Consider the following 20,202-nt stretch of genomic DNA (forward strand, 5'->3'; position numbering starts at 1 on the left):
CTTTATGATGTTCAATCGATTGAATCACAAAGCGACGGTGGATGCTATGGATGGAACGGTGCGGATTCGCGCCTTCAATCCTTTCGACTATGGCGGAGGTTATCGATGATGGATTCCAGCGCCCGGTCAAAAATCAGGCCGTCGTCGAGAAGCGTAATAACACCTTCCTGCAGCGCCACCGCCAGATCATCCCGATGGTACTCTGCCACCTTGGCGCCGCTGCGATTGACAAAAATGTACTTGCCGGTTGCCTTGATGAAGGCCGCCAGTTTGCAGCGCACACGGGTATCATCGCGCACCATCTCGATCCACGAGCCAACCCGGAGCTGATCCGCCCGGGCCAGCCATTCCGCCGCAACAACCGGAGCAGACGGCGTTTCTTCAGCAGCCACCGGCGCTTCCGTTGCCGGCTGCGCGTCACTCTGAACGCTCTCCGCCACGACCGGTTCGATTTCAGGCTGCGCGACTTGCTCTGGGGCACCGGCATCCACCTGAGGTTCCGGAGACGCCAGCATTTGCTCCGGCTGATCCAGCTCCTCTTCGGCCATGGCATGGTCTTCTGGCACCTTCTGGGCGTCGCTGACCGGTGCCGTTACCAGTTTCTGGAAAACATCAACGTGAGCCAGTTCCAGGTCACGAATGGCAGCGTCGGTTGAGAACGGGTCCCAGGAAATTTCCTGCAAAGCACTGCGAAGGTCCTCGACCACCTCCGGTATTGCCCGAAGCAGCTCAGAGCGGGTTTCATCCGATACCGGCCTTGGGTCCACACTCCAGATCAGGCGCTCGGTGACCGCGCAGGCGGATTGCCACTGCTCGCTTTCTTCGCCCTGACGCAGTACCACCCATTGCAGGTAACGAGTCCAGGGCTCGCTGAGAATCTGCATCACCGCAGCTGGTATATCACGGCCGGCTGTTTCTTCCTGAATGAGCTTGGTGGCCGCCTGGCTTGCACGTTCCTGGCGAGCCCGACCTTCCTCAGCGTCCCGAAGACGCTGCTCAACCAGCTCACGACGGCGCCGGTCCAGATCCATAAAGTGGCCGAAATCCTTAAGCAACTCCTCGAACAATTCGACATTGTCGGTGAACTCATTCAGGACACGATCAACCACTTCTTCAATTTTTTCCCGGAGCGGGTCCCGCATGCCCTGGCGCTTTTCGGACCAGCCTATCGCCGACAGTGCGAGTTCATTCAACAATTTGCGAACCGGATGACCGCCCCGATTGAAGAAATTACGATCGCTCAGGGCAACCTTCAGGACCGGAATCTGCAAACGCCCGATCAGCGCCTTCATCACCGGATGCAATTGCCGATCTTCCAGTATGAAATCGAACAGCATTGATACGAGATTGACCACATCGCCGTCAACCTGGCCCAACGTCGCTTTCTTGCCGCCGGGCTCCTGCAGGACCGAGACAATCTGCTGGCGCAATGGCACCACTTCTACCCCGGATACCTGGGTGAGAGAACCTTGCAGATCACTGAGCCGGGCCATCAACCCGCCAGTATCAAGTGTCACGCCACTCGCGGACAGACTGCCTGTGGCGGAAGATGTCTCTCCCTGATGCAGCAACGCACTCAATTCCGAAAACGTGGGAAAACTGGCAGCACCACTCCCCCCCTGCTCGGCACCTGCCTGTCCTGGCGACAAAGCCGGGGCTCCAGCCTGTGGCACCGGCCTCTTTGGCTGGGGCGACGAACCGCCGACAGGTGCCCGGCGCATATCGGGCAACACGCCTTCGGCTATCAGAGTTTTATTGGCCTGGTCATACAGGGCTGCGAGTTTGTCCACCAGCAGGCGCTCAAAAAGCTTGAGCACAACCAGCTTGGCACGAATATCGATATCCAGGTCAGAACAGGCCTCGGCGATTCCGCCACAGATAACCTCGGGGCTCAGGGGCATCTGATCATCAGACATCTGAATCTCGGGCATCAGGTGGCGCACCCGAGCGGCCAGCATCCGAACCGGCTCCTGGTAGCGATTGCGCAGCTTGGTCACCAGATTATCAATGGCGACCTGTTGCTCCAGTTCTGAGTGATCCAGAAGGCTCAGGGAATCCTGATCGACTTCCTCAAGGGCAGAGCCGGAGTGCGAGGGTTTGAAGCGCCCAAATTCATTGAAGGCCTGGCTGACATACTGAAGCATCGAGACCGCCATGGATTTGCGGCGCAGTCTGAGCTCCCGCATGGCATCGAAGTACGCTGTCTGGTCCTGATTAGAACCAGCCCGATCCGCAAGGGCGAACAGACTGTCGTCTGCCTGCTCGAAGAAAGACCCCAGCACAGATTTCAGAGACTGACCGGATGCGTCACGTAACCGTATAAGAGCAGGCGGAAGCGAAAACCGGCCCACCGGTTTCTGGCCGGATAAATGGACAACCTTGTTATCGTGCGCCATGGAGATGCTCCGGTGTTGATCGGCAATACCGCTAGGAATTTCTATTAATGACATGATACGGCCGATCATCGTCACCTTGTGTCAGAATTTGTCACCTTTTGTGTAACAACGACCTGCGTCACATTTTAGCAGTTATTGGCCAGGGCATTTTGCGAAACGGCAGGCTGGCAGTAGAATTGCCGGGCTCGCAGATTTCAACTCATCCAGACCGCCGGAAACCCGACATGATTGCCCCTGAACTGCTCCGCCAGGCCCGAATTGAATCCGTTGCCCAAAGCCTTCGCGAGGACATTGGTGATGGCGACATTACCGCCATGCTGATTCCGGCGGATAAAACCGCAACCGGCCGGGTGATCACTCGCGAACCGGCACGCCTGTCCGGACGAGCCTGGGTTGAAGAAGTATTCCGGCAGGTGGACCCGGCAGTTGAACTGACCTGGTTTTTCAAAGACGGCGATGATCTGGCGGCCGATGACGTTATCTTCCGGATGGCGGGCCGGGCCCGATCACTCCTGACCGCAGAGCGAGCCGCCCTTAACTGGCTACAAACACTGTCTGGCGTTGCCACCACCTGCGCAGCCTACGCGGCGAAGGTCGCCCATACCGGAGTGCGATTACTGGATACCCGGAAAACCCTGCCGGGCATGCGACTGGCGCAAAAGTACGCGGTCACATGCGGGGATTGCCACAATCACCGCCTGGGCCTGTGGGATGCCTTTCTGATCAAGGAAAACCACATTGCCGCCTGCGGCTCAATTGCCAACGCCATCAGTGAAGCCCGGCGCATTGCACCGGGCCGCCCGGTGGAGGTAGAAACGGAATCGATGGACGAGCTGAATCAGGCCCTGAGCGCGGGCGCCGACATCATCATGCTGGATGAATTCTCGCTTGAGGACATGGTTGAAGCCGTGCGAATTACCGCCAGCAAGGCAAAACTGGAAGCTTCCGGCGGCATCAATGCCCAGACACTGGTACCAGTGGCGGAAACCGGGGTGGATTACATCTCCATCGGCGCCCTGACCAAAGACGTCAGGGCGATCGACCTCTCCATGCGGCTGGACTGATTCCACCGCCTGGAGTCGAACTCAACGACCAGACAACAACCGGTCCATCTCTTCCAGCGCCTCAACAAGGCGCTGGCCTGACTGCGCCCGCCCCCGGAAATGCTCTTCCGCCATGGGCGCAATGCCAGACACCGTGGGTAACGGTTGCCCCGCCTCCACCAGCGCCTTCATCTTCTGCAAGAAGACAAACTGCAGCCACTGGGTGAACTCCATAGTGTCGAGGCAAAACGGCTGGGTACTTTGGAATGCATGCTCCGGTGGTGGGCTCGCTTCCCAGACGTCCATCCGCCGGAGCTCAATCTCGATTCTCAACAGGCTATCGGTTACCTGATCCACTCGATTACTCATGGTCACCTGATCAGTCGGCCAAGGGCTCAAGTTCAACCGACTCACCATGCAATACCCGGTACAGGTCTTCAAACTGGCGGGTCAAGGCGTGCTTGGGCGCCATGTGAATGAGCGGCTGCCGGCTTTGATGGGATTCTTTCATTTTTACCGAGCTGGATAGCCGCACCGGCAACACTGGCAACCCCTCCTCCGTGAGTTCTTTCACCAGCTGCTTGGGCAGGCTGGCACGCGGCTGGAACTGGTTGGCAATGATACCCTCCACCACCAACTCCTGATTGTGATCTTCCTGCAGCTCTTTGATTTCATGCAGAATGTTGTACAACGCCTGACGTGAGAAATCATCACAGTCGAAAGGAATCAAACACCGCTGAGCCGCAATCAAAGCCGAGCGGGTGTAGAAATTCAGGGCGGGCGCGGTATCGATGTAGATCTCATCGAAAGATTCGCTGAGCTTTTTCAGAAATTCACGAAGCTTGTAGATCTTGTGCTTGGCTTCGAGTTTGCGCTCCAGGAAGTCCAGCTCCGGGCTGGACGGCAGAACAAACAGATTATTGAAAGATGAGGCATGCACAAACTCATCCGGGCGGCGGGTGAACATACTGAAGGCAACGGTCTGCTCCAGAAGGTCCGCTGCGGTATCTTTCAGTTCAGACGCCGGCTTGCCCAGCAGATAGTGTGTTGAGTTACCTTGCGGATCCAGATCCACCACCAGGGTGCGCTTGCCCCGGGCCGCGCTGATCGCCGCCAGATTACAGGTGATGCTGGACTTACCCACACCGCCTTTCTGATTGAATACAACCCGTCTCATGTCGTCTCTCCAATGGCCTTTATCGTTATAAATCCGTCACTACCATCCCATTACCGACTTCACAAACGGAATGGTCAATCTCCGCTGGGCCTGCAGGGAGTTCTCATCCAGTGTGTCCAGAATCCCAAGCAGTTGACCAAGGCGGCGCGGAGCCCGGCGCATGATAAATCCGGCCACATCATCGCTCATCACCAGACCACGCTGCTCGGCCCTGGCCATCAAAATTCTTGACCGGTCTTCATCCCGGTAAACACCAAGCTGAACCAATAAGCCGTGTGCCAGCCGGGAACCAAGGTCAGCGAGACCAAACGGCAACGCCGCCGGCACCTCCGACAGGGTCACCATCAACAGCCCCTGGCGGTCCAGAATCCGGTTGTACAGATGGAAAACGGCCTCCTCCCAGTGAGCATCACCCGCGATCAGGTCAAGATCATCCAGGCAGACCACATCATGCCCTTCCAATCCCGCAAGCGCCTCCGGCCCAAACGGCATCAACTCACCGATACTGATGCACACAGCGCTCTGGCCCCGCTGCTCGGCAAAATGACAGACCGCTTGCAACAAATGGCTTTTGCCAGTGTCGGAGTCACCACAGATCACCACAACAGGTGCTCCGGCCGGCTGCGTGCAAACCGCCTCCAGCCGGAGCGCCGCATCTTGATTGCGATCGCCATGGAAGTTATCAAACCGGGCGTCGTCACGGAGCTTCACCCCGAGAACCATCTGTGACGTGGTCATGAGCGTTTGGCTCTCCAAGCGCGTGCACCCCAAATCAGAATGTAATGGCAGCCGCTGAATATGGCCGACAAGGCAACCAGCCATATACCAACGTCCATTACCCAGGGCTGCATTGGCAGGTCCGCCATCAGAATGATAATCGCCAACGCCACGAGAATCTGAATAAAGGTATTGATCTTGCCCGGAATACTCGGCTCCATCTCAAAACGGCCAACACCATAGTGATACATCAATGCACCGCCGACAATGACCAGATCGCGGCCAAGTACCAGTGCGAAGAGCCAAAGCGGAATAATTCCGGTGATGGTCAGCATCAGGTAAGCGGTGATCAGCAATGCCTTATCAGCCAGCGGATCGGCAATTGCTCCGAGCCGGGAACGCCAATTAAACTGCCGCGCCAGAAAGCCGTCCAAAGCATCAGTTGCGGCAGCAAGAAAGAAAATCAACAGCGACTGGCGATAATTCCCCTCCAGCAATGCCCACGCGAACGGAATAATGAGCAGTATCCGCAGGAATGTCAGGGCATTGGGAATCCATCGCCAACGCTGCAAAGTCACGCGCAGACCTCCGCCGTCGCCTAGCTGCCGCCACCACGGACAACCGGAGCCGGCTGCCAGCGATAGTAAAGCACCTGGTACAGGGATTCGAACGCCTGCTCGGCATCCTGTTCGTCGCCGTCATCGAGTGGCTGGTAAACGAACATGGCACCCTCCGGGTACTGGTCGCCGGCCTCGCCCGGTTCCTCAGCACCGTTCGGTTCGGCAACTGGCGCTACTGAGGTCGCACTACGCGGTGCAGGTGCAGTTTCCTCTGGCTGCCCCTCCATGACCACAAAGCGGGGATCAAGCGCAATGTACTCTTTCAACTGGTCCAGTTCGCCTGTAAAGGTCACCTGAACGGTCATACGCTCGTTACGCACTCGGGAGGCGCCGACAGACACCACTGGCGTAAAGCTGTTCAGCGCTTTTCCGACATTGCCGTAGTCGGCTAGGGAATTCACCCCCTCCAGAACGATATCCACACGCGGCGCCTCACCTACCTCGCCGGCAGCAACCGCGTAGCGGCTGGCATATGCATCGGCCCAGCGACCAACAGCACGCCGGGCGAGTTCTTCCGGGTCTGCCGCGGTCACCGACTGTTCAGAGGCATCCATGCTCATACCGTCGAAGACCCAGCCTGCGCGCCATTGACCACCAGAGCGACTAACACGCATCAATGCCAGGGCATCATGAGACAGATCCGACGATGCTTCCTTAATGCGGCCCACAAACTGGCCCCAGAGATCCGACAGCAGCGCCCGGTCTCCCTGGACACTCTGCGGCGGGAAGGCCAGGGGCAAGCCGCGCTCTTCCGCTGCCGCCTGGAATGCCCTGCGCCAATCCGCAACGGCGCTGTCACCCTGTGCGCCGTCATCCGCTGCTGCCGTCAGCAGCTTGCGTTCACCGCGGTCTTCAATCGCAGCCCAAACCAGTGTGAGCGGGCGATTGGCGCCCCAGACCGGGGCATTAATCGAAGCCAGGGCGCGATTGACGCCAACCGCCCCGAAGCTCATCTGCAACCGGGACTCGCCACGCTCACGACGTACCTGGTAGGACAGCAGCAGGGATTCTGCGTCTTTGAGCACATCGTCTACGCCCTCAAGTTGCAGTACGTCCCGCGTGCCCGAAACCCTGACCATAACCCGCCGCAAACCCTCGGCATAACCTGCCTGAAGATCATTTGGGCCAGTACCGTCGACCGCCACCTCAATATTATACAATCCCGACACCGTGACTGCCGACGCAGTCCCGGCCAACAGCATTGACAATGCCCCGGCCATTACCAGCCACAGAGTCATTGCCCGGAAAGTCCGAACGTCATTTTTTTCCGTTCCAGTCATGTAACACCCTGCCGTTCCCATGATTGGCGCACAGGATACACCATCACCACATGCGAGAGTAGCAAGGCCCCGTTGCAGGTTGGCAATGATGTACCCTGAATATTTGCACGCATTGCCGAATTCCGGTTGGAGCGCCCGTGCGCACCTGTTAAAATCCGCCGCCTGACCCACAGGCCAACGGTTACATTTCCATGAGCGAACAGAAGCCTTCCCTCACCTATCGCGATGCCGGCGTTGATATCGACGCAGGTAACGATCTGGTCAACCGCATCAAGAACACGGCAGCCCGTACCCGCCGCCCCGAAGTCCTCGGCGGGCTTGGCGGCTTCGGCGCCATGGTTTCCATCCCGGCCGGTTACCGGGAGCCGGTACTGGTCTCGGGCACCGACGGCGTTGGCACCAAACTGCGCCTGGCCATGCAACTCGAAAAGCACGACAGCATCGGCATTGATCTGGTCGCCATGTGCGTGAATGATCTGATCGTAGGCGGCGCAGAGCCCCTGTTTTTCCTCGATTACTACGCTACCGGCAAGCTGAACGTGGATATTGCCGCCCAGGTCGTGGATGGCATCGGCAAGGGCTGCGAGTTATCTGGCTGTGCACTGGTGGGTGGCGAAACCGCCGAAATGCCCGGCATGTACGAAGGCGAAGACTATGACCTGGCCGGTTTCTGTGTGGGCATTGTGGAGCGCAGCGAAGTCATCGATGGTAGCCGCACCCAGCCGGGTGATGTGATGCTGGCCCTGGGCTCTTCCGGCCCTCATTCCAACGGCTACTCACTGATTCGCAAGATCATTGAAGTCAGCGGTGCCGACCTGAGCCAGCCCATGGGCGACAGCACCCTGGCTGACGCGCTGATGGCGCCCACCCGCATTTACGTGAAGAACATACTGCAACTGATTCGTGAAGTGGACGTGCGGGCCCTGTCTCACATCACCGGCGGTGGCCTGCCTGAAAATATCCCCAGAGTGCTGCCGGCTGGCACCGTTGCAGCCATCGACACCCAGAGCTGGGAACTGCCACCGGTATTCCAGTGGCTGCAAAACTCCGGCGGTGTCGCCAGTGAGGAAATGTACCGCACCTTTAACTGCGGTATTGGCATGATTGTCTGCGTTCCCGCCGACCAGAAAGAGCTGGCCATGGATGCCCTTAACGCCATGGGCGAGAAAGTATGGCAGGTAGGCGTCATTGAAGCGGCCGGCTCAGCCGATGATGAGCCTAAAGTGCGCTACGCACCGGGATTACTCACGGCATGAAGGCTGATCCCGCGCCACTCCCGACCATCCTGGTACTGGCCTCCGGCAGCGGCACCAACCTGCAGGCGTTGATTGACGCCTCGCGGAACAGGGACTTCCCGGGCGACATTGTGGCCGTAGGCTGCAACAAACCCGGTGCCTTTGCCCTGGAACGGGCAGCCCAGGCGAACATCAAAACCTTTGTGATCAATCACAAGGACTACGGCAGCCGTGAGGAATTCGACGGTGCCCTGATGGCCGAGATCCGCCGCCACAACCCGGATCTGATTGTGCTGGCAGGCTTCATGCGGATTCTGACCAAAGACTTTGTTCGGGCCTTCCGCGGCAAGATGCTGAACATTCACCCATCCCTGCTGCCAGCTTATACCGGCCTGAACACGCACCAGAGGGTACTGGAGGCTGGCGACAGGGTGCATGGCGTGTCCATCCACTTCGTAACCGAAGAACTGGACGGCGGGCCGGTGATTGCCCAGGCCGAGGTAGCCGTGCTGGAAAACGATACGCCTGACTCACTGGCGGAGCGGGTTCAGCAACAGGAGCACGTGCTATACCCGATCGTGGTTCGCTGGTTCTGTGAAGGCCGGATTCAACTGGCGAGTGACGGCGCGCTCTTTGATGGCGCCCCCCTGTCACAACCCATGCGCTTACCCGCCAGCTGAACAGATTGTCATCCCCCTCGGGCTTTTGAAAAGCTACACTGTCGCAAACACCTACAGTGAAAGAGGCTCCGGATGAAGACACTCAGAGCATCCTCGCGCATCGTTACCTGGCTGGCCGGACTCTGGTTCGGCTTGGCCTCGTTAACGGTTGCCGCAGCCGATACTCAAGACACGACCCCAGCCCTCTTCCCCCACGAGGCCACCTACTCTGCGTCCATGTCAAAAGGCATCAGCCTCAGCGGTGCTGGTACGCGCACCCTGACCGATCAGGGCAATAATGTCTGGCTGTATCGCACACAGGTAAGGTCGTTTATTGCAGATATAGACGAATCGGTGGTCCTTCTCTGGGAAGATGACCGCGTGGTTCCGCTTCGCTACCGCTACAGCCTCAAAGGCCTGATGATTCGGAATCGGGAACAGTCCATAGATTTCGACTGGCAGACAGGTATTGCAACAGGGAAGTACCGAGGCAAATCCTTTGAGCTGGAGCTCAAGGACGGGGCCCTGGACCCACTGGGCTTCCAGCTGCAGATGCACCAGGATCTGAAAGCCGGTGAACGGGACCTGACTTACAACATCATTGATAAAGGCCGTTATAACGAGGATCGTTTTGCGGTTGTTGACGACGACAGCACCATCAACACCAATGGCCAGACAACACAAACCCTGAAGGTGGAAAAGGTGCGAGGCGAGGACTCCAAGCGCCAGACGCTGATGTGGATAGATCCGAACCAGGGCCACCTGCTGCTCAGATTACTGCAGGTGGAGCCGGATGGCAGCGAATACGAGCTGAAGCTGAAAGACGCGACCATTCGGGACTGATTACCCCTCGGGCGGCTCCGGCCCTAGCGGCCGGCTTCCGCCCAGACCGCTTTTACCTCATCTGCGATAATCCTCAGCCCTTCTGCCACCTGTGCGTCGTCCTGAGAGTAGGTTACGCGCAGGCATTCGTGACGGTGGCGCCAGTCATCTTCCGGCAAGCCCGGGAAGAAATAGTGGCCAGACACCACCAGCACCCCTCTCTGCTTCAGCCGCTGATACAGCTCCAGGCTGGAAATCGGCAGATCAGGAAACCACAGCCACAGGAACATCGCGCCTTCTGGCTTATGGATGTACCAGCGGCAACTGTCCTCACCCATGGCGTCACGAAAAACCTCCACAGCCCGCTCCATCTTGGCTTTATAGAACGGACAAACCACATCACGGCTCAGTGACAGGATCTCACCGGACCGCACCAATGGCTCCGCCAGCATGGCACCAAAACTTCCGGTCGCCAGGTTCATGATGGCGTTGATGCCAGACAGCGCCTTGATGATCGGCTCCGCCGCGATCACGATACCCGTGCGAGCCGCCGGCAGACCCAGCTTGGACAAACTCAGGCAAAGAATGATCTGCTCGTTCCAGGTGGGCTGGGCGTCCACAAAAAGCAGGCTGGGGAACGGTGTGCCGTAGGCGCCGTCGACAATCAACGGAATATCGTGCTGCCGGGCCAGGCCTTCGAGCCTTGCCAGCTCTTCATCAGTGACCACATTGCCGGTCGGGTTGGTGGGCCGGGATACGCAGATAGCCCCGGTTTCACCGGTGACTTCCACGGCATCGAAATCGACCCTGTATTTGAACTCATGGGCGTCGGTGAAGGAAATGTCGGGCCTGACCGCCTGAAACAGACCGGGCTCGATACCAGCATCGGCATAGCCAATATATTCCGGCGCCAGGGGCAGCAGGATGTGTTTGCGCTGCCCATCGCCATAGTCGCCGCCAAACATATTGAACAGCATGAAGAACGCCGCCTGACTGCCATTGGTCAGCGCTATGTTCTCGGGCTTCAGCCCCCAGTTGTATTCCTTGTTCAGCAACTCCGCCAGCGAGGCGATAAACTGCTTCTCACCCTGGGGGGGATCATAAATCCCTACCAGCCGGCGCATCTGCCCCTCCTCTGCCGCGATGCCCGCCAGTATTTCCTGCACCCGTTCCTGAATCTCGGGAATATGCCCGGGATTACCGCCTCCCATCATGATCATCCCCTCACCGGAGGCCATGGCGTTACCCAGGTCATCCATCAGGGAGGTGATACCGGCGTCGGCGGTGAACTTACGACCAAAAGCAGAGAGTTTCATGGCGCTTATCCGTTCAACAGGCAATTCAATAGGTAGCTGATAAGTGTAGCGTGAGCCGGAACGGCTCAGCTATCGAGGGAAATACCGAGATTGCTGACGCCGTCGTTGGCGGCATCCGCCTTGAGTTCGGCGATAAAGTCTTCCAGTGGCGTGCGCTGGCGCTTGAGCGCGAGTACGGTGTCACGCTGGAAGATTTTGTCTTCCTTGAGCAGCGGGTGCTGTTCAAAAAGGCGTACCAGCTGGTCTTCATCCAGCTCTTCACCCTCGGACATTTCGACGAAGTCCATAATGGTCCTGGTGGCCAGCTGGGATGCGTCAGTTGCCCGGTGTTTGTTGGGGTTCAGGCGGTTGAGCAGTGCCTGTTCGAGCAACTGGCAAAAGTCGAAGGCCGGGTACACACCGTAGGCGTCGTAGTCGTCAACGTTGGGGCTCAGGCTTTCGAGCTTGGTGAGCAGTTGGGGGATGGCCGCTTCGGTGGCCTCCTGCTGGAGCGTGTCCCAGGCAAGGTCAAGCAGCTGGCGCATTTTGCCACCGCTTTTCATGCCGACGGCATCAGCGAACAGGGCGTAGTTGGGAAAGGCCCGTTCGGCCAGGGCCAGCAGGAAGGCGCATTCGCGCCAGCCCTGCAGTTGTGAGACGGCTTTAAGAAACTGGTTGGCGTTCATGTCCTGGGCAGGGTCACGCCGGTCTGGCCAAGGTACTTGCCGCCGCGGTCTTTGTAGCTGGTTTCGCAGATTTCGTCGGATTCGAAGAACAGCATCTGGGCGACGCCTTCGTTGGCGTAGATTTTCGCTGGCAGGTTGGTGGTGTTGGAGAATTCCAGGGTTACCTGGCCTTCCCACTCTGGTTCCAGCGGGGTAACGTTGACGATGATGCCGCAGCGGGCGTAGGTGCTTTTGCCCAGGCAGATGGTGAGTACGCTTCTGGGGATGCGGAAGTATTCCACGGTGCGCGCCAGGGCGAAGCTGTTCGGCGGGATGATGCAGACGTCGCCGGTGTAGTTGACGAAGCTGTTTTCATCGAAGTTCTTTGGGTCTACGGTGGCGCTGTGGACGTTGGTGAAGATTTTGAATTCGTTGCTGCAGCGTACGTCGTAGCCGTAGCTTGAGGTGCCGTAGGAGATGACGCGGCCCTTTTCGCTTTCCCGAACTTGGCCGGCTTCGAAGGGTTCGATCATGCCGTGTTGTTCGGACATCCGGCGGATCCACTTGTCGGATTTGATGCTCATGGTGAATTCTCGTTTCCAGCTGGGAAAAATTGGGGCGTAGTTTACCTTGTACTTCGGTGACTGTCGAAGCCTCGGCGTTCGTGCTCGCTGTAGCCTGTGAGCTTGGAGTCAGAGGAAGTGAGGGGCGCTTTCCAAAAAACGCTACGAGCACATCCATGTGCGCTTCGCTCCGGCCATCCATGGCCTCCGAGATTTTTGGAAAGCGCCCCTCACTTCCTCTACGCAGACTGCTCAGGAATCGCCTTACGACGGGCCTGATTAATCAGACAGGCTTAGGGCAAGACTAACTGAACAGGCGGCTCAGTGTTCCGTTACAGAAACACTGGAGATAGTCCCACCAAGGTTCCGCTCCCGGGTAGACAACTCCGCCCCCACCCTTCTGGCGATATCCAGATACCGCCTTGCCACTTCGGAATCCGGTTCAGCCGCGACGGTCGGGGCGCCGCTGTCGGTTTGTTCGCGGATGGTCATGTGCAGGGGGAGCTGGCCCAGGAGGGTGGTTTCGTATTCTTCTGCGATGCGTTCGCCGCCGCCGTGGCCGAAGAGGGGTTCTTCGTGGCCGCAGTTGGAGCATATGTGCACGCTCATGTTTTCGACCACGCCCAACACCGGGATCTCAACTTTGCGGAACATTTCGATGCCTTTTTTGCCGTCCAGCAAGGCGATGTCCTGGGGGGTGGTGACGATGACGGCGCCGGTGACCGGGACTTTCTGGGCCAGGGTGAGCTGGATGTCGCCGGTGCCGGGGGGCATGTCGATGATGAGGTAGTCGAGTTCATCCCACAGGGTTTGCTGGAGCAGCTGCATCACAGCGCCGCTGACCATGGGGCCGCGCCAGACCATCGGGGTTTTGTCGGTGGTGACAAAGGCCATGGAGTTGGCTTGCAGGCCGTGGGCCTGCATGGGGACGAAGTATTTGTTTTCTCGCACGTCCGGGCGTTTGCCTTCGGGTACGCCGAGCATCATGCCGATGCTGGGGCCGTAGATGTCGGCGTCGAGGATGCCGACTCGGGCGCCTTCGGCCTGCAGGGCCAGGGCGAGGTTGACGGCGGTGGTGGATTTGCCGACGCCGCCTTTGCCAGAGGCCACGGCGATGATGTTTTTTACGCCGGGTACGGCCGGGAGGTCTTTGTTGGTTTTGTAGCTGTGGATCTTCTGGGCCACATGGACTTCGGCGCTTTCCACGCCATCCACAAATTCCAGGGCGTTGGCGATGATCTGTTTCAGGCCGCCGGCGATGCCTTTGGAGGGGTACGGCAGTTCCACCATCAGGGTGACCTTGCCGTTGTCGTCTGCGGTCAGGTTTTTCACGGCACCCAGTGCGTACAGGTCCTTGTTGAGATAGGGGTCTCGGTATTCTTTGACGGCGGTTTCTAGGGCCTGTTGGGAAATCTGGGTCATCGGGGTCTCCGGAATAAGCTCATAAGCTTGAATGCAGGTGAAAAATGATGGCTTGGAAGGTATCATCTGTGCCCGTTTCTGACCATATGGGGTCTTTACCTGGAACAATCAATTGCGATTGTCGCCGGAACCCCGTTTTTGTCTTTCCAACCCGACTCAACATAAGGTTCGGACATCACCATGACGCAAGCGAGCAAGCAACAGCGCGATATCCTGGTTACCAGCGCCCTGCCCTACGCCAACGGGCCCATTCATCTGGGGCACCTGCTGGAATACATTCAGACCGATATCTGGGTGCGCTATCAGAATATGCGTGGCCACAACTGCTACTACGTTTGCGCCGACGATGCCCATGGCACCGCCATCATGTTGCGGGCCGAGCGTGAGGGGATTACCCCGGAGCAGCTGATTGACCGGATTCGTCAGGAGCATCAGGAAGACTTCGCCGGCTTCCATATCCGTTTCAACAACTACTATTCCACCCATTCGGAGGAGAACCAGTTTTTCTCCGAGTACATTTACCGCCAGATCCAGCAGAACGGGAATATCGCCACCCGCAATATCACCCAGTTCTATGATCCTGAAAAGCAGATGTTCCTGGCGGACCGTTTCATCAAGGGCACATGCCCCAAGTGCAAGGCGGAAGATCAGTACGGCGATAACTGCGAAGCCTGTGGCGCCACCTACACCCCTGCCGAGCTGATCAATCCGCGCTCTGCGGTGTCTGGTGCCACCCCGGTGGAAAAAGAATCCGAGCACTATTTCTTCAAGCTGCCGGAGTTCCACGATTTCCTGAGCAAGTGGACCCGCAGTGGTGCCCTGCAGCCGCAGGTGGCCAACAAGCTGGCCGAGTGGCTGGATGCGGGCCTTCAGGAGTGGGACATCAGCCGGGATGCGCCCTATTTCGGGTTCGAAATTCCGGACGCGCCCGGCAAGTATTTCTATGTCTGGCTGGACGCACCTATCGGTTACCTGGCCAGCTTCAAGAACCTGTGTAACCGCGAAGGCATTGATTTCGAGCATTTCTGGAAGAAGGATTCCACCGCCGAGGTGTACCACTTCATCGGCAAGGACATCATCAATTTCCACGCCCTGTTCTGGCCGTCGATGCTCCACGATGCCGGCTTCCGCACGCCAACGGCGGTCTGGGCCCATGGCTTTGTCACGGTCAACGGCAAGAAGATGTCCAAGTCCCGCGGCACCTTCATTATGGCCCGCACCTATCTGGACCATCTGGACCCGGAATACCTGCGCTATTACTTCGCCGCCAAGCTGACTGGCGGTGTGGATGATATGGACCTGAACCTGGAAGACTTTGCTGCCAGGGTGAACTCGGATCTGGTGGGCAAGGTGGTGAACATCGCCAGCCGCAGCGCCGGGTTCATCACCAAGCGCTTTGACGGCAAGCTGGGCAAGGTCACCGAACAGGACAAGCTGAAAGAGTTTATCGATGCGGGCGAACAGATCGCCGAGTTCTACGAAACCCGCGAGTTCGGCCGAGCGATGCGCCGGATCATGGAGTTGGCCGACATTGCCAACCAGTATGTGAACGACGAGCAGCCGTGGGTGATCGCCAAGCAGGAAGGCCAGGATGACAAGCTACAGGCCATCTGCACCAACGCCATCAACATGTTCCGCCTGCTGATCACCTACCTGGCACCGGTACTGCCCAAGATGGCCCAGGCCTCCGAGTCGTTCCTGAATGACCGGCTGAACTGGAATCGCCGCCATGAACTTCTGGAAGATCATGGTATCGACAAGTTCAAGCCATTGATGAACCGGGTCGACATGGTTCAGATCGAGAAAATGCTGGATGCCTCGAAAGAAGAGTTGCCAGCGGCGCTGGGCGACACCAATAAACAACCGACCCCGGATCTGGAGCCGGTTGCCGATGAAATTGAGTTCCCGGATTTCGCCAAAGTGGATCTTCGCGTGGCAAAGATTGTCAAAGCAGAACATGTGGAAGGCGCAGACAAGCTTCTTCGCCTGACTCTTGATGTGGGGCATGGCGAGCGCAATGTGTTTGCTGGTATCAAGTCAGCTTACAAACCGGAAGATCTGGAAGGCCGTATGACCGTGATGGTGGCCAACCTGAAACCCCGGAAGATGAAGTTCGGCATGTCCGAAGGCATGGTCCTTGCGGCAGGCCCCGGGGGTAAAGAGATTTTCATTCTGTCGCCCGATTCCGGTGCCACGCCCGGCATGCGGGTCATGTAAGCAGCAACAGGCAGAGACACTCCGATGACAGAGTATTTGCTGATACTGGTCAGTACCATTCTGGTGAACAACTTCGTACTGGTGCAGTTCCTGGGGCTGTGTCCGTTCATGGGGGTTTCCGGCAAGCTGGAAACCGCCATGGGTATGTCCCTGGCCACCACGTTTGTGCTGACTCTTGCATCAGTGTGCAGTTACCTGGCTTACACCTATTTGCTGGAACCCCTTGATCTTGCGTTCCTGAGAACCATCACGTTTATCCTGGTGATTGCCGTGGTGGTTCAGTTCACCGAAATGGTGGTCCGCAAGACCAGTCCCCTGCTCTACCGCGTACTGGGCATTTTCCTGCCGCTGATCACTACCAACTGTGCGGTGCTTGGCGTGGCCCTGTTGAACATCAACAAGAACAACAACTTCGTTGAATCGGTTTTGTACGGCTTCGGCGCTGCTGCAGGCTTCTCGCTGGTGCTGGTGCTGTTTGCCGCCATGCGGGAGCGGATTGCCGTGTCGGATGTACCAGTGGCCTTCAGGGGGGCGTCTATCGGCTTGATCACCGCAGGCTTGATGGCGCTGGCATTCCTGGGTTTCACTGGCCTGGTTGCGGTCTGACGGAGCGGTTGATTTATGTGGACAAGTTTCCTGATTGCCGTTGTGGTACTGCTCGCCCTGGCCCTGGTGTTCGGCGGATTGCTGGGCTTTGCTTCGGAGCGTTTCAAGGTTGAAGGCAACCCCCTGGTCGAGCAGATAGATGCTCTGCTGCCTCAAACCCAATGCGGCCAATGCGGTTTCCCCGGCTGCCGCCCCTACGCCGAAGCCATTGCCAACGGTGATGCCATCAACAAATGCCCGCCAGGCGGTGAAACCACCATCAAGGCGCTGGCCGACCTGCTGGATGTGGAACCTCAGCCGCTGGACGCCGAACATGGTGTGGCTCAGGCCAAGCGGGTTGCGGTTATTCGCGAAGACGAATGCATTGGCTGCACCAAATGCATTCAGGCTTGCCCGGTGGACGCCATTCTTGGCTCCGCAAAACATATGCACACCGTTATTGAGAGCGAGTGCACAGGCTGTGACCTGTGTGTGGAGCCCTGCCCCGTGGACTGTATTGACATGGTCACCATTGAGCCAGACATCCGAAGCTGGACCTGGTCTCCTCCGGAACCAACCATTATTGCTACTGATCGCCAGGGAGCCCGTGCCTGATGACGCAACTATGGGATTTTTCCGGCGGCGTTCATCCGTCTGAAAACAAACACCAGTCCACCAGCCGCCCCATTCGCATGGCCGGCGTACCCGAGCGGCTGGTACTTCCGTTACAACAGCACATCGGTGAGCCGGCTGAAGTCATTGTTGAGGTTGGCGAGCGTGTACTCAAAGGCCAGAAGATTGCCGATGTCACCACTGGCATGGGCGTGCCGGTGCATGCGTCTACATCTGGCGTTATTGAAGCCATCGAACTGCGACCGGTTCCGCACCCTTCTGGTATGTCTGACTTGTGCGTGGTGCTGAAACCCGATGGTGAAGACCAGTGGTGCCAGCTTGAGCCCATCGGCGATTATCACAAACTGGACCGGGAGACGGTACTGGACTTGATCCGGGAAGCAGGCATTGCCGGTATGGGCGGCGCCGGCTTCCCTACCGACATCAAACTGCGCCCGCCCCGAGACCGAAAAGTCGAAACCCTGATCCTCAATGGCGCTGAATGCGAGCCCTACATCACCGCCGACGATATGACCATGCGCGAACGCGCCACAGAGGTTGTCAATGGCTTGAAAGTGATGGCCTGGATTCTTCGGCCGTCCCGCTGTGTGGTCGGTATCGAAGACAACAAGCCGGAGGCCATTGCCGCCATGCGGGAAGCGGTTCAGGGCACCCAGATTGAGATTGCAGTGATTCCCACCAAGTATCCGTCCGGTGGGGAAAAGCAGCTGGTCCAGATTCTGACCGGCCTGGAAGTGCCCAGCGGAGGCATTCCTGCCGATATCGGGGTAATGTGCCAGAACGTCGGTACCGCAATGGCGGTGTCCCGGGCTGTTTTCGAAGGTAAGCCTCTGATCTCTCGTATTGTCACCGTCACTGGCAAGGCCATTCGGGAGCCGGGCAACTTCGAGATACTGGTGGGCACTCCGGTCAGTTACCTGTTGGAAAGTGGCGGCCTGCAGGAGGGCCAGCTGAACCGACTGGTGCTTGGCGGGCCCATGATGGGGTACACCCTCACCACGGACACCATACCGCTGGTTAAAACATCCAACTGCATCATTGCCGCCACCGTTGACGAGTTGCCCGCACCACCACCGGAACAGCCGTGTATCCGCTGCAGCCAGTGTGCCGAGGCCTGCCCGATGGAACTGCTGCCCCAGCAGCTGTTCTGGTACTCGAAGGCCTCCGAATTCGAGAAAGCGGAACACCTGAACCTGTTTGATTGCATCGAGTGTGGCGCCTGCTCCTACGTTTGCCCAAGCTCCATTCCACTGGTTCAGTACTACCGCTACGCCAAGGATGAGATCCGCAAGCAGCGTGCAGAGCAGCTGAAATCCGACCACGCCCGCGAGCGCTTTGAAGCCCGCCAGGCCCGGTTGGAGCGGGAACAGCAGGAGAAAGAACTGCGGCGCAAGGAACGGGCAAAGGCGGCCGCCGAAGCCCAGGCCCAGAAACAGGCCGAAGCGGAACAATCGGTTGCCGAGGGTGAAGCCACCGATGAGCGGGCGGCAAAGGCAGCACTGGTGCAACAGGCCCTGGAACGCAAGAAAGCCAAGGCTGCCCAGGCAGCAGAACCGGCGCCCGCTGCTGTTGAGCAGCCGGACATCGAAACGCTGGAAAAACAGCTGATGCAGGCCGAAACCAAACTCAGCACCATGCAAGGGATGCTGGATGAAGCCCGTGCCCAGCAGGCCGACAACGTGGAGAAGCTGGAACGGGCTGTGGCCAAGAATCACGACCGGGTGGAACGGGCCCGCGAGGCCCTGGCCGAGGCCCGGGGCCAGATGGCCGCCAACACCTCGGATGCGTCCTCCGAGTAACCCACTGCAGGCTTATCGTTTATGGCATTAGTTCAACAGTCATCACCCCATGCCCGAAATGCCCGGCCGACATCCCGGGTTATGCTCTGGGTTATTCTGGCGGCCATACCCGGCCTGATTGCCCAGACCCTGTTTTTCGGCTGGGGTAACCTGATCAATGTGGTCTGGTGTATCGCCCTGGCCCTGGCGTCGGAAGCGGCGATCCTGAAATTGCGCAACAAGCCTGTTTCATTTTTCCTGAAAGACAATACCGCCGCGGTAACCGGACTGCTGCTAGGCTTGTCGCTGCCACAGTTTGCGCCCTGGTGGGTTTCCGCCATCGCGGTAATTTCCGCCATCGTCGTGGCTAAACAGCTCTACGGCGGGCTGGGTTCGAACCCATTCAATCCGGCCATGGTGGGCTATGCCCTGGCACTCATTTCCTTCCCGGTGGCAATGACCACCAATTGGGCCCAGGCGGCAACCTTATGGGGCGGCGCACCGGGTTTTGGTGAAACCCTGGCCACTATCTTCTCCGTCAGCCAGACCACCATCGATGCCTGGACCATGGCGACGCCACTGGACGAATACAAACACAAGATCACCACCCACACCGCCGCCGAGGTACTGCAGCACCCCACCTTTGGCGATCTGGTTGCCCGTGGCTGGGAATGGGTCAACCTGGCCTTTCTGGCCGGCGGCCTGTTACTGATCTGGCTCAGGATCATCACCTGGCATATACCCGTGGCTTTCCTGGCCGCCATCGTTTTGATGAGTCTGGCATTCGGCAGCAATGCCGATCTGTATGCACCGTTGCAGCTTCACTTACTGGCCGGCGGCACCATGTTGGGCGCGTTCTTTATCGCCACCGACCCGGTATCCGCCGCCACCAGTCATCAGGGCAAACTCATCTATGGCGCCGGCATTGGCGTGCTGGTTTATCTGATTCGAACCTGGGGCAATTACCCCGATGCAATAGCGTTCAGTGTGTTGCTGATGAATTTCGCGGTGCCGTTTATCGACCACTACACCCCGCCCAGAACCTACGGTCATCACAAGGCCAAGCGTGGCGTGCCCAGCAAGAGTGGAGGTTAA

The 20,202-nt window shown here is 58.3% G+C and carries 19 protein-coding genes; 9 read left to right on the forward strand and 10 right to left on the reverse strand.

From position 1 onward, the window contains the following. Positions 1-74: 74 nt before the first annotated feature. Complete coding sequence (locus tag ACNSOI_RS11745; RefSeq protein ID WP_420194095.1) at positions 75-2,396, reverse strand: DUF1631 domain-containing protein; 2,322 nt, start codon at positions 2,394-2,396, stop codon at positions 75-77. A gap of 224 nt (positions 2,397-2,620) precedes the next feature. On the opposite strand from ACNSOI_RS11745, the gene nadC reads away from it, so the two are divergent. Continuing rightward, positions 2,621-3,460 (forward strand): carboxylating nicotinate-nucleotide diphosphorylase, encoded by an 840-nt coding sequence (nadC, locus tag ACNSOI_RS11750; protein WP_420194096.1) that lies wholly within the window; start codon positions 2,621-2,623, stop codon positions 3,458-3,460. Between the two features lie 21 nt (positions 3,461-3,481). Here nadC and ACNSOI_RS11755 read toward each other — a convergent pair whose 3' ends face one another. The 5 genes from ACNSOI_RS11755 to ACNSOI_RS11775 are packed head-to-tail and all read right to left on the reverse strand — an operon-like array spanning position 3,482 to position 7,191. Then, the gene (locus ACNSOI_RS11755) at positions 3,482-3,808 is read right to left on the reverse strand and encodes a YqcC family protein (RefSeq protein WP_420194097.1); all 327 of its coding nucleotides are present in this window, start codon (positions 3,806-3,808) and stop codon (positions 3,482-3,484) included. A 10-nt stretch (positions 3,809-3,818) separates the two neighbouring features. Further along, entirely contained in the window at positions 3,819-4,616 is a 798-nt protein-coding gene (locus ACNSOI_RS11760) for a ParA family protein (RefSeq protein ID WP_152438396.1), read from the reverse strand. Between the two features lie 39 nt (positions 4,617-4,655). Beyond that, the gene (hda, locus tag ACNSOI_RS11765) at positions 4,656-5,354 is read right to left on the reverse strand and encodes a DnaA regulatory inactivator Hda (RefSeq protein ID WP_420194098.1); all 699 of its coding nucleotides are present in this window, start codon (positions 5,352-5,354) and stop codon (positions 4,656-4,658) included. After that, the gene (locus ACNSOI_RS11770; protein ID WP_152439649.1) at positions 5,351-5,905 is read right to left on the reverse strand and encodes a CDP-alcohol phosphatidyltransferase family protein; all 555 of its coding nucleotides are present in this window, start codon (positions 5,903-5,905) and stop codon (positions 5,351-5,353) included. The genes hda and ACNSOI_RS11770 overlap by 4 nt, the downstream gene beginning before the upstream one ends. 26 nt (positions 5,906-5,931) lie before the next feature. Further along, positions 5,932-7,191 (reverse strand): DUF2066 domain-containing protein, encoded by a 1,260-nt coding sequence (locus ACNSOI_RS11775; protein WP_420194099.1) that lies wholly within the window; start codon positions 7,189-7,191, stop codon positions 5,932-5,934. A 233-nt stretch (positions 7,192-7,424) separates the two neighbouring features. On the opposite strand from ACNSOI_RS11775, the gene purM reads away from it, so the two are divergent. From purM to ACNSOI_RS11790, 3 genes are all read left to right on the forward strand, one after another. Beyond that, positions 7,425-8,489: a phosphoribosylformylglycinamidine cyclo-ligase gene (gene purM, locus ACNSOI_RS11780; protein WP_072677039.1), complete on the forward strand. Its 1,065-nt coding sequence runs from the start codon at positions 7,425-7,427 to the stop codon at positions 8,487-8,489. Continuing rightward, positions 8,486-9,148, forward strand: coding sequence for a phosphoribosylglycinamide formyltransferase (gene purN, locus ACNSOI_RS11785; protein ID WP_420194100.1), 663 nt, complete (start codon positions 8,486-8,488; stop codon positions 9,146-9,148). Before purM ends, purN begins: the two co-directional genes overlap by 4 nt. Before the next feature lie 72 nt (positions 9,149-9,220). After that, positions 9,221-9,970, forward strand: a complete 750-nt coding sequence (locus ACNSOI_RS11790; protein ID WP_152438400.1) for a DUF3108 domain-containing protein — start codon at positions 9,221-9,223, stop codon at positions 9,968-9,970. Positions 9,971-9,993: 23 nt separating this feature from the next. On the opposite strand, the gene ACNSOI_RS11795 is transcribed toward ACNSOI_RS11790, so the two are convergent. The 4 genes from ACNSOI_RS11795 to apbC form a co-directional block, all read right to left on the reverse strand. After that, on the reverse strand, positions 9,994-11,265 hold the full coding sequence (locus ACNSOI_RS11795) for a valine--pyruvate transaminase (protein WP_420194101.1): 1,272 nt from the start codon (positions 11,263-11,265) through the stop codon (positions 9,994-9,996). 65 nt (positions 11,266-11,330) lie between these two features. Next, entirely contained in the window at positions 11,331-11,930 is a 600-nt protein-coding gene (locus ACNSOI_RS11800; RefSeq protein WP_106693700.1) for a YjaG family protein, read from the reverse strand. Then, positions 11,927-12,493, reverse strand: a complete 567-nt coding sequence (dcd, locus tag ACNSOI_RS11805) for a dCTP deaminase (RefSeq protein ID WP_011784457.1) — start codon at positions 12,491-12,493, stop codon at positions 11,927-11,929. The genes ACNSOI_RS11800 and dcd overlap by 4 nt, the downstream gene beginning before the upstream one ends. 300 nt (positions 12,494-12,793) lie before the next feature. Beyond that, positions 12,794-13,894, reverse strand: a complete 1,101-nt coding sequence (apbC, locus tag ACNSOI_RS11810; RefSeq protein ID WP_420194102.1) for an iron-sulfur cluster carrier protein ApbC — start codon at positions 13,892-13,894, stop codon at positions 12,794-12,796. A 180-nt stretch (positions 13,895-14,074) separates the two neighbouring features. Here apbC and metG point away from each other — a divergent pair, with 180 nt between their 5' ends. Genes metG through rsxD form a run of 5 tightly spaced genes read left to right on the forward strand, consistent with a single transcriptional unit; the run spans position 14,075 to position 20,202 of the window. Continuing rightward, positions 14,075-16,111 carry a methionine--tRNA ligase gene (gene metG, locus ACNSOI_RS11815; protein ID WP_342630630.1) on the forward strand — a complete coding sequence of 679 codons (2,037 nt, stop codon included), beginning with the start codon at positions 14,075-14,077 and terminating at the stop codon, positions 16,109-16,111. 24 nt (positions 16,112-16,135) lie between these two features. Continuing rightward, positions 16,136-16,717, forward strand: coding sequence for an electron transport complex subunit RsxA (gene rsxA / locus ACNSOI_RS11820; protein ID WP_058090326.1), 582 nt, complete (start codon positions 16,136-16,138; stop codon positions 16,715-16,717). 15 nt (positions 16,718-16,732) lie between these two features. Next, positions 16,733-17,311 (forward strand): electron transport complex subunit RsxB, encoded by a 579-nt coding sequence (gene rsxB, locus ACNSOI_RS11825; RefSeq protein ID WP_061332676.1) that lies wholly within the window; start codon positions 16,733-16,735, stop codon positions 17,309-17,311. Continuing rightward, entirely contained in the window at positions 17,311-19,128 is a 1,818-nt protein-coding gene (gene rsxC / locus ACNSOI_RS11830) for an electron transport complex subunit RsxC (RefSeq protein WP_420194103.1), read from the forward strand. Before rsxB ends, rsxC begins: the two co-directional genes overlap by 1 nt. Before the next feature lie 21 nt (positions 19,129-19,149). Beyond that, the gene (gene rsxD / locus ACNSOI_RS11835) at positions 19,150-20,202 is read left to right on the forward strand and encodes an electron transport complex subunit RsxD (protein WP_420194104.1); all 1,053 of its coding nucleotides are present in this window, start codon (positions 19,150-19,152) and stop codon (positions 20,200-20,202) included.

Source organism: Marinobacter sp. GH_1 (assembly GCF_048595985.1).
Lineage (GTDB): Bacteria > Pseudomonadota > Gammaproteobacteria > Pseudomonadales > Oleiphilaceae > Marinobacter > Marinobacter shengliensis.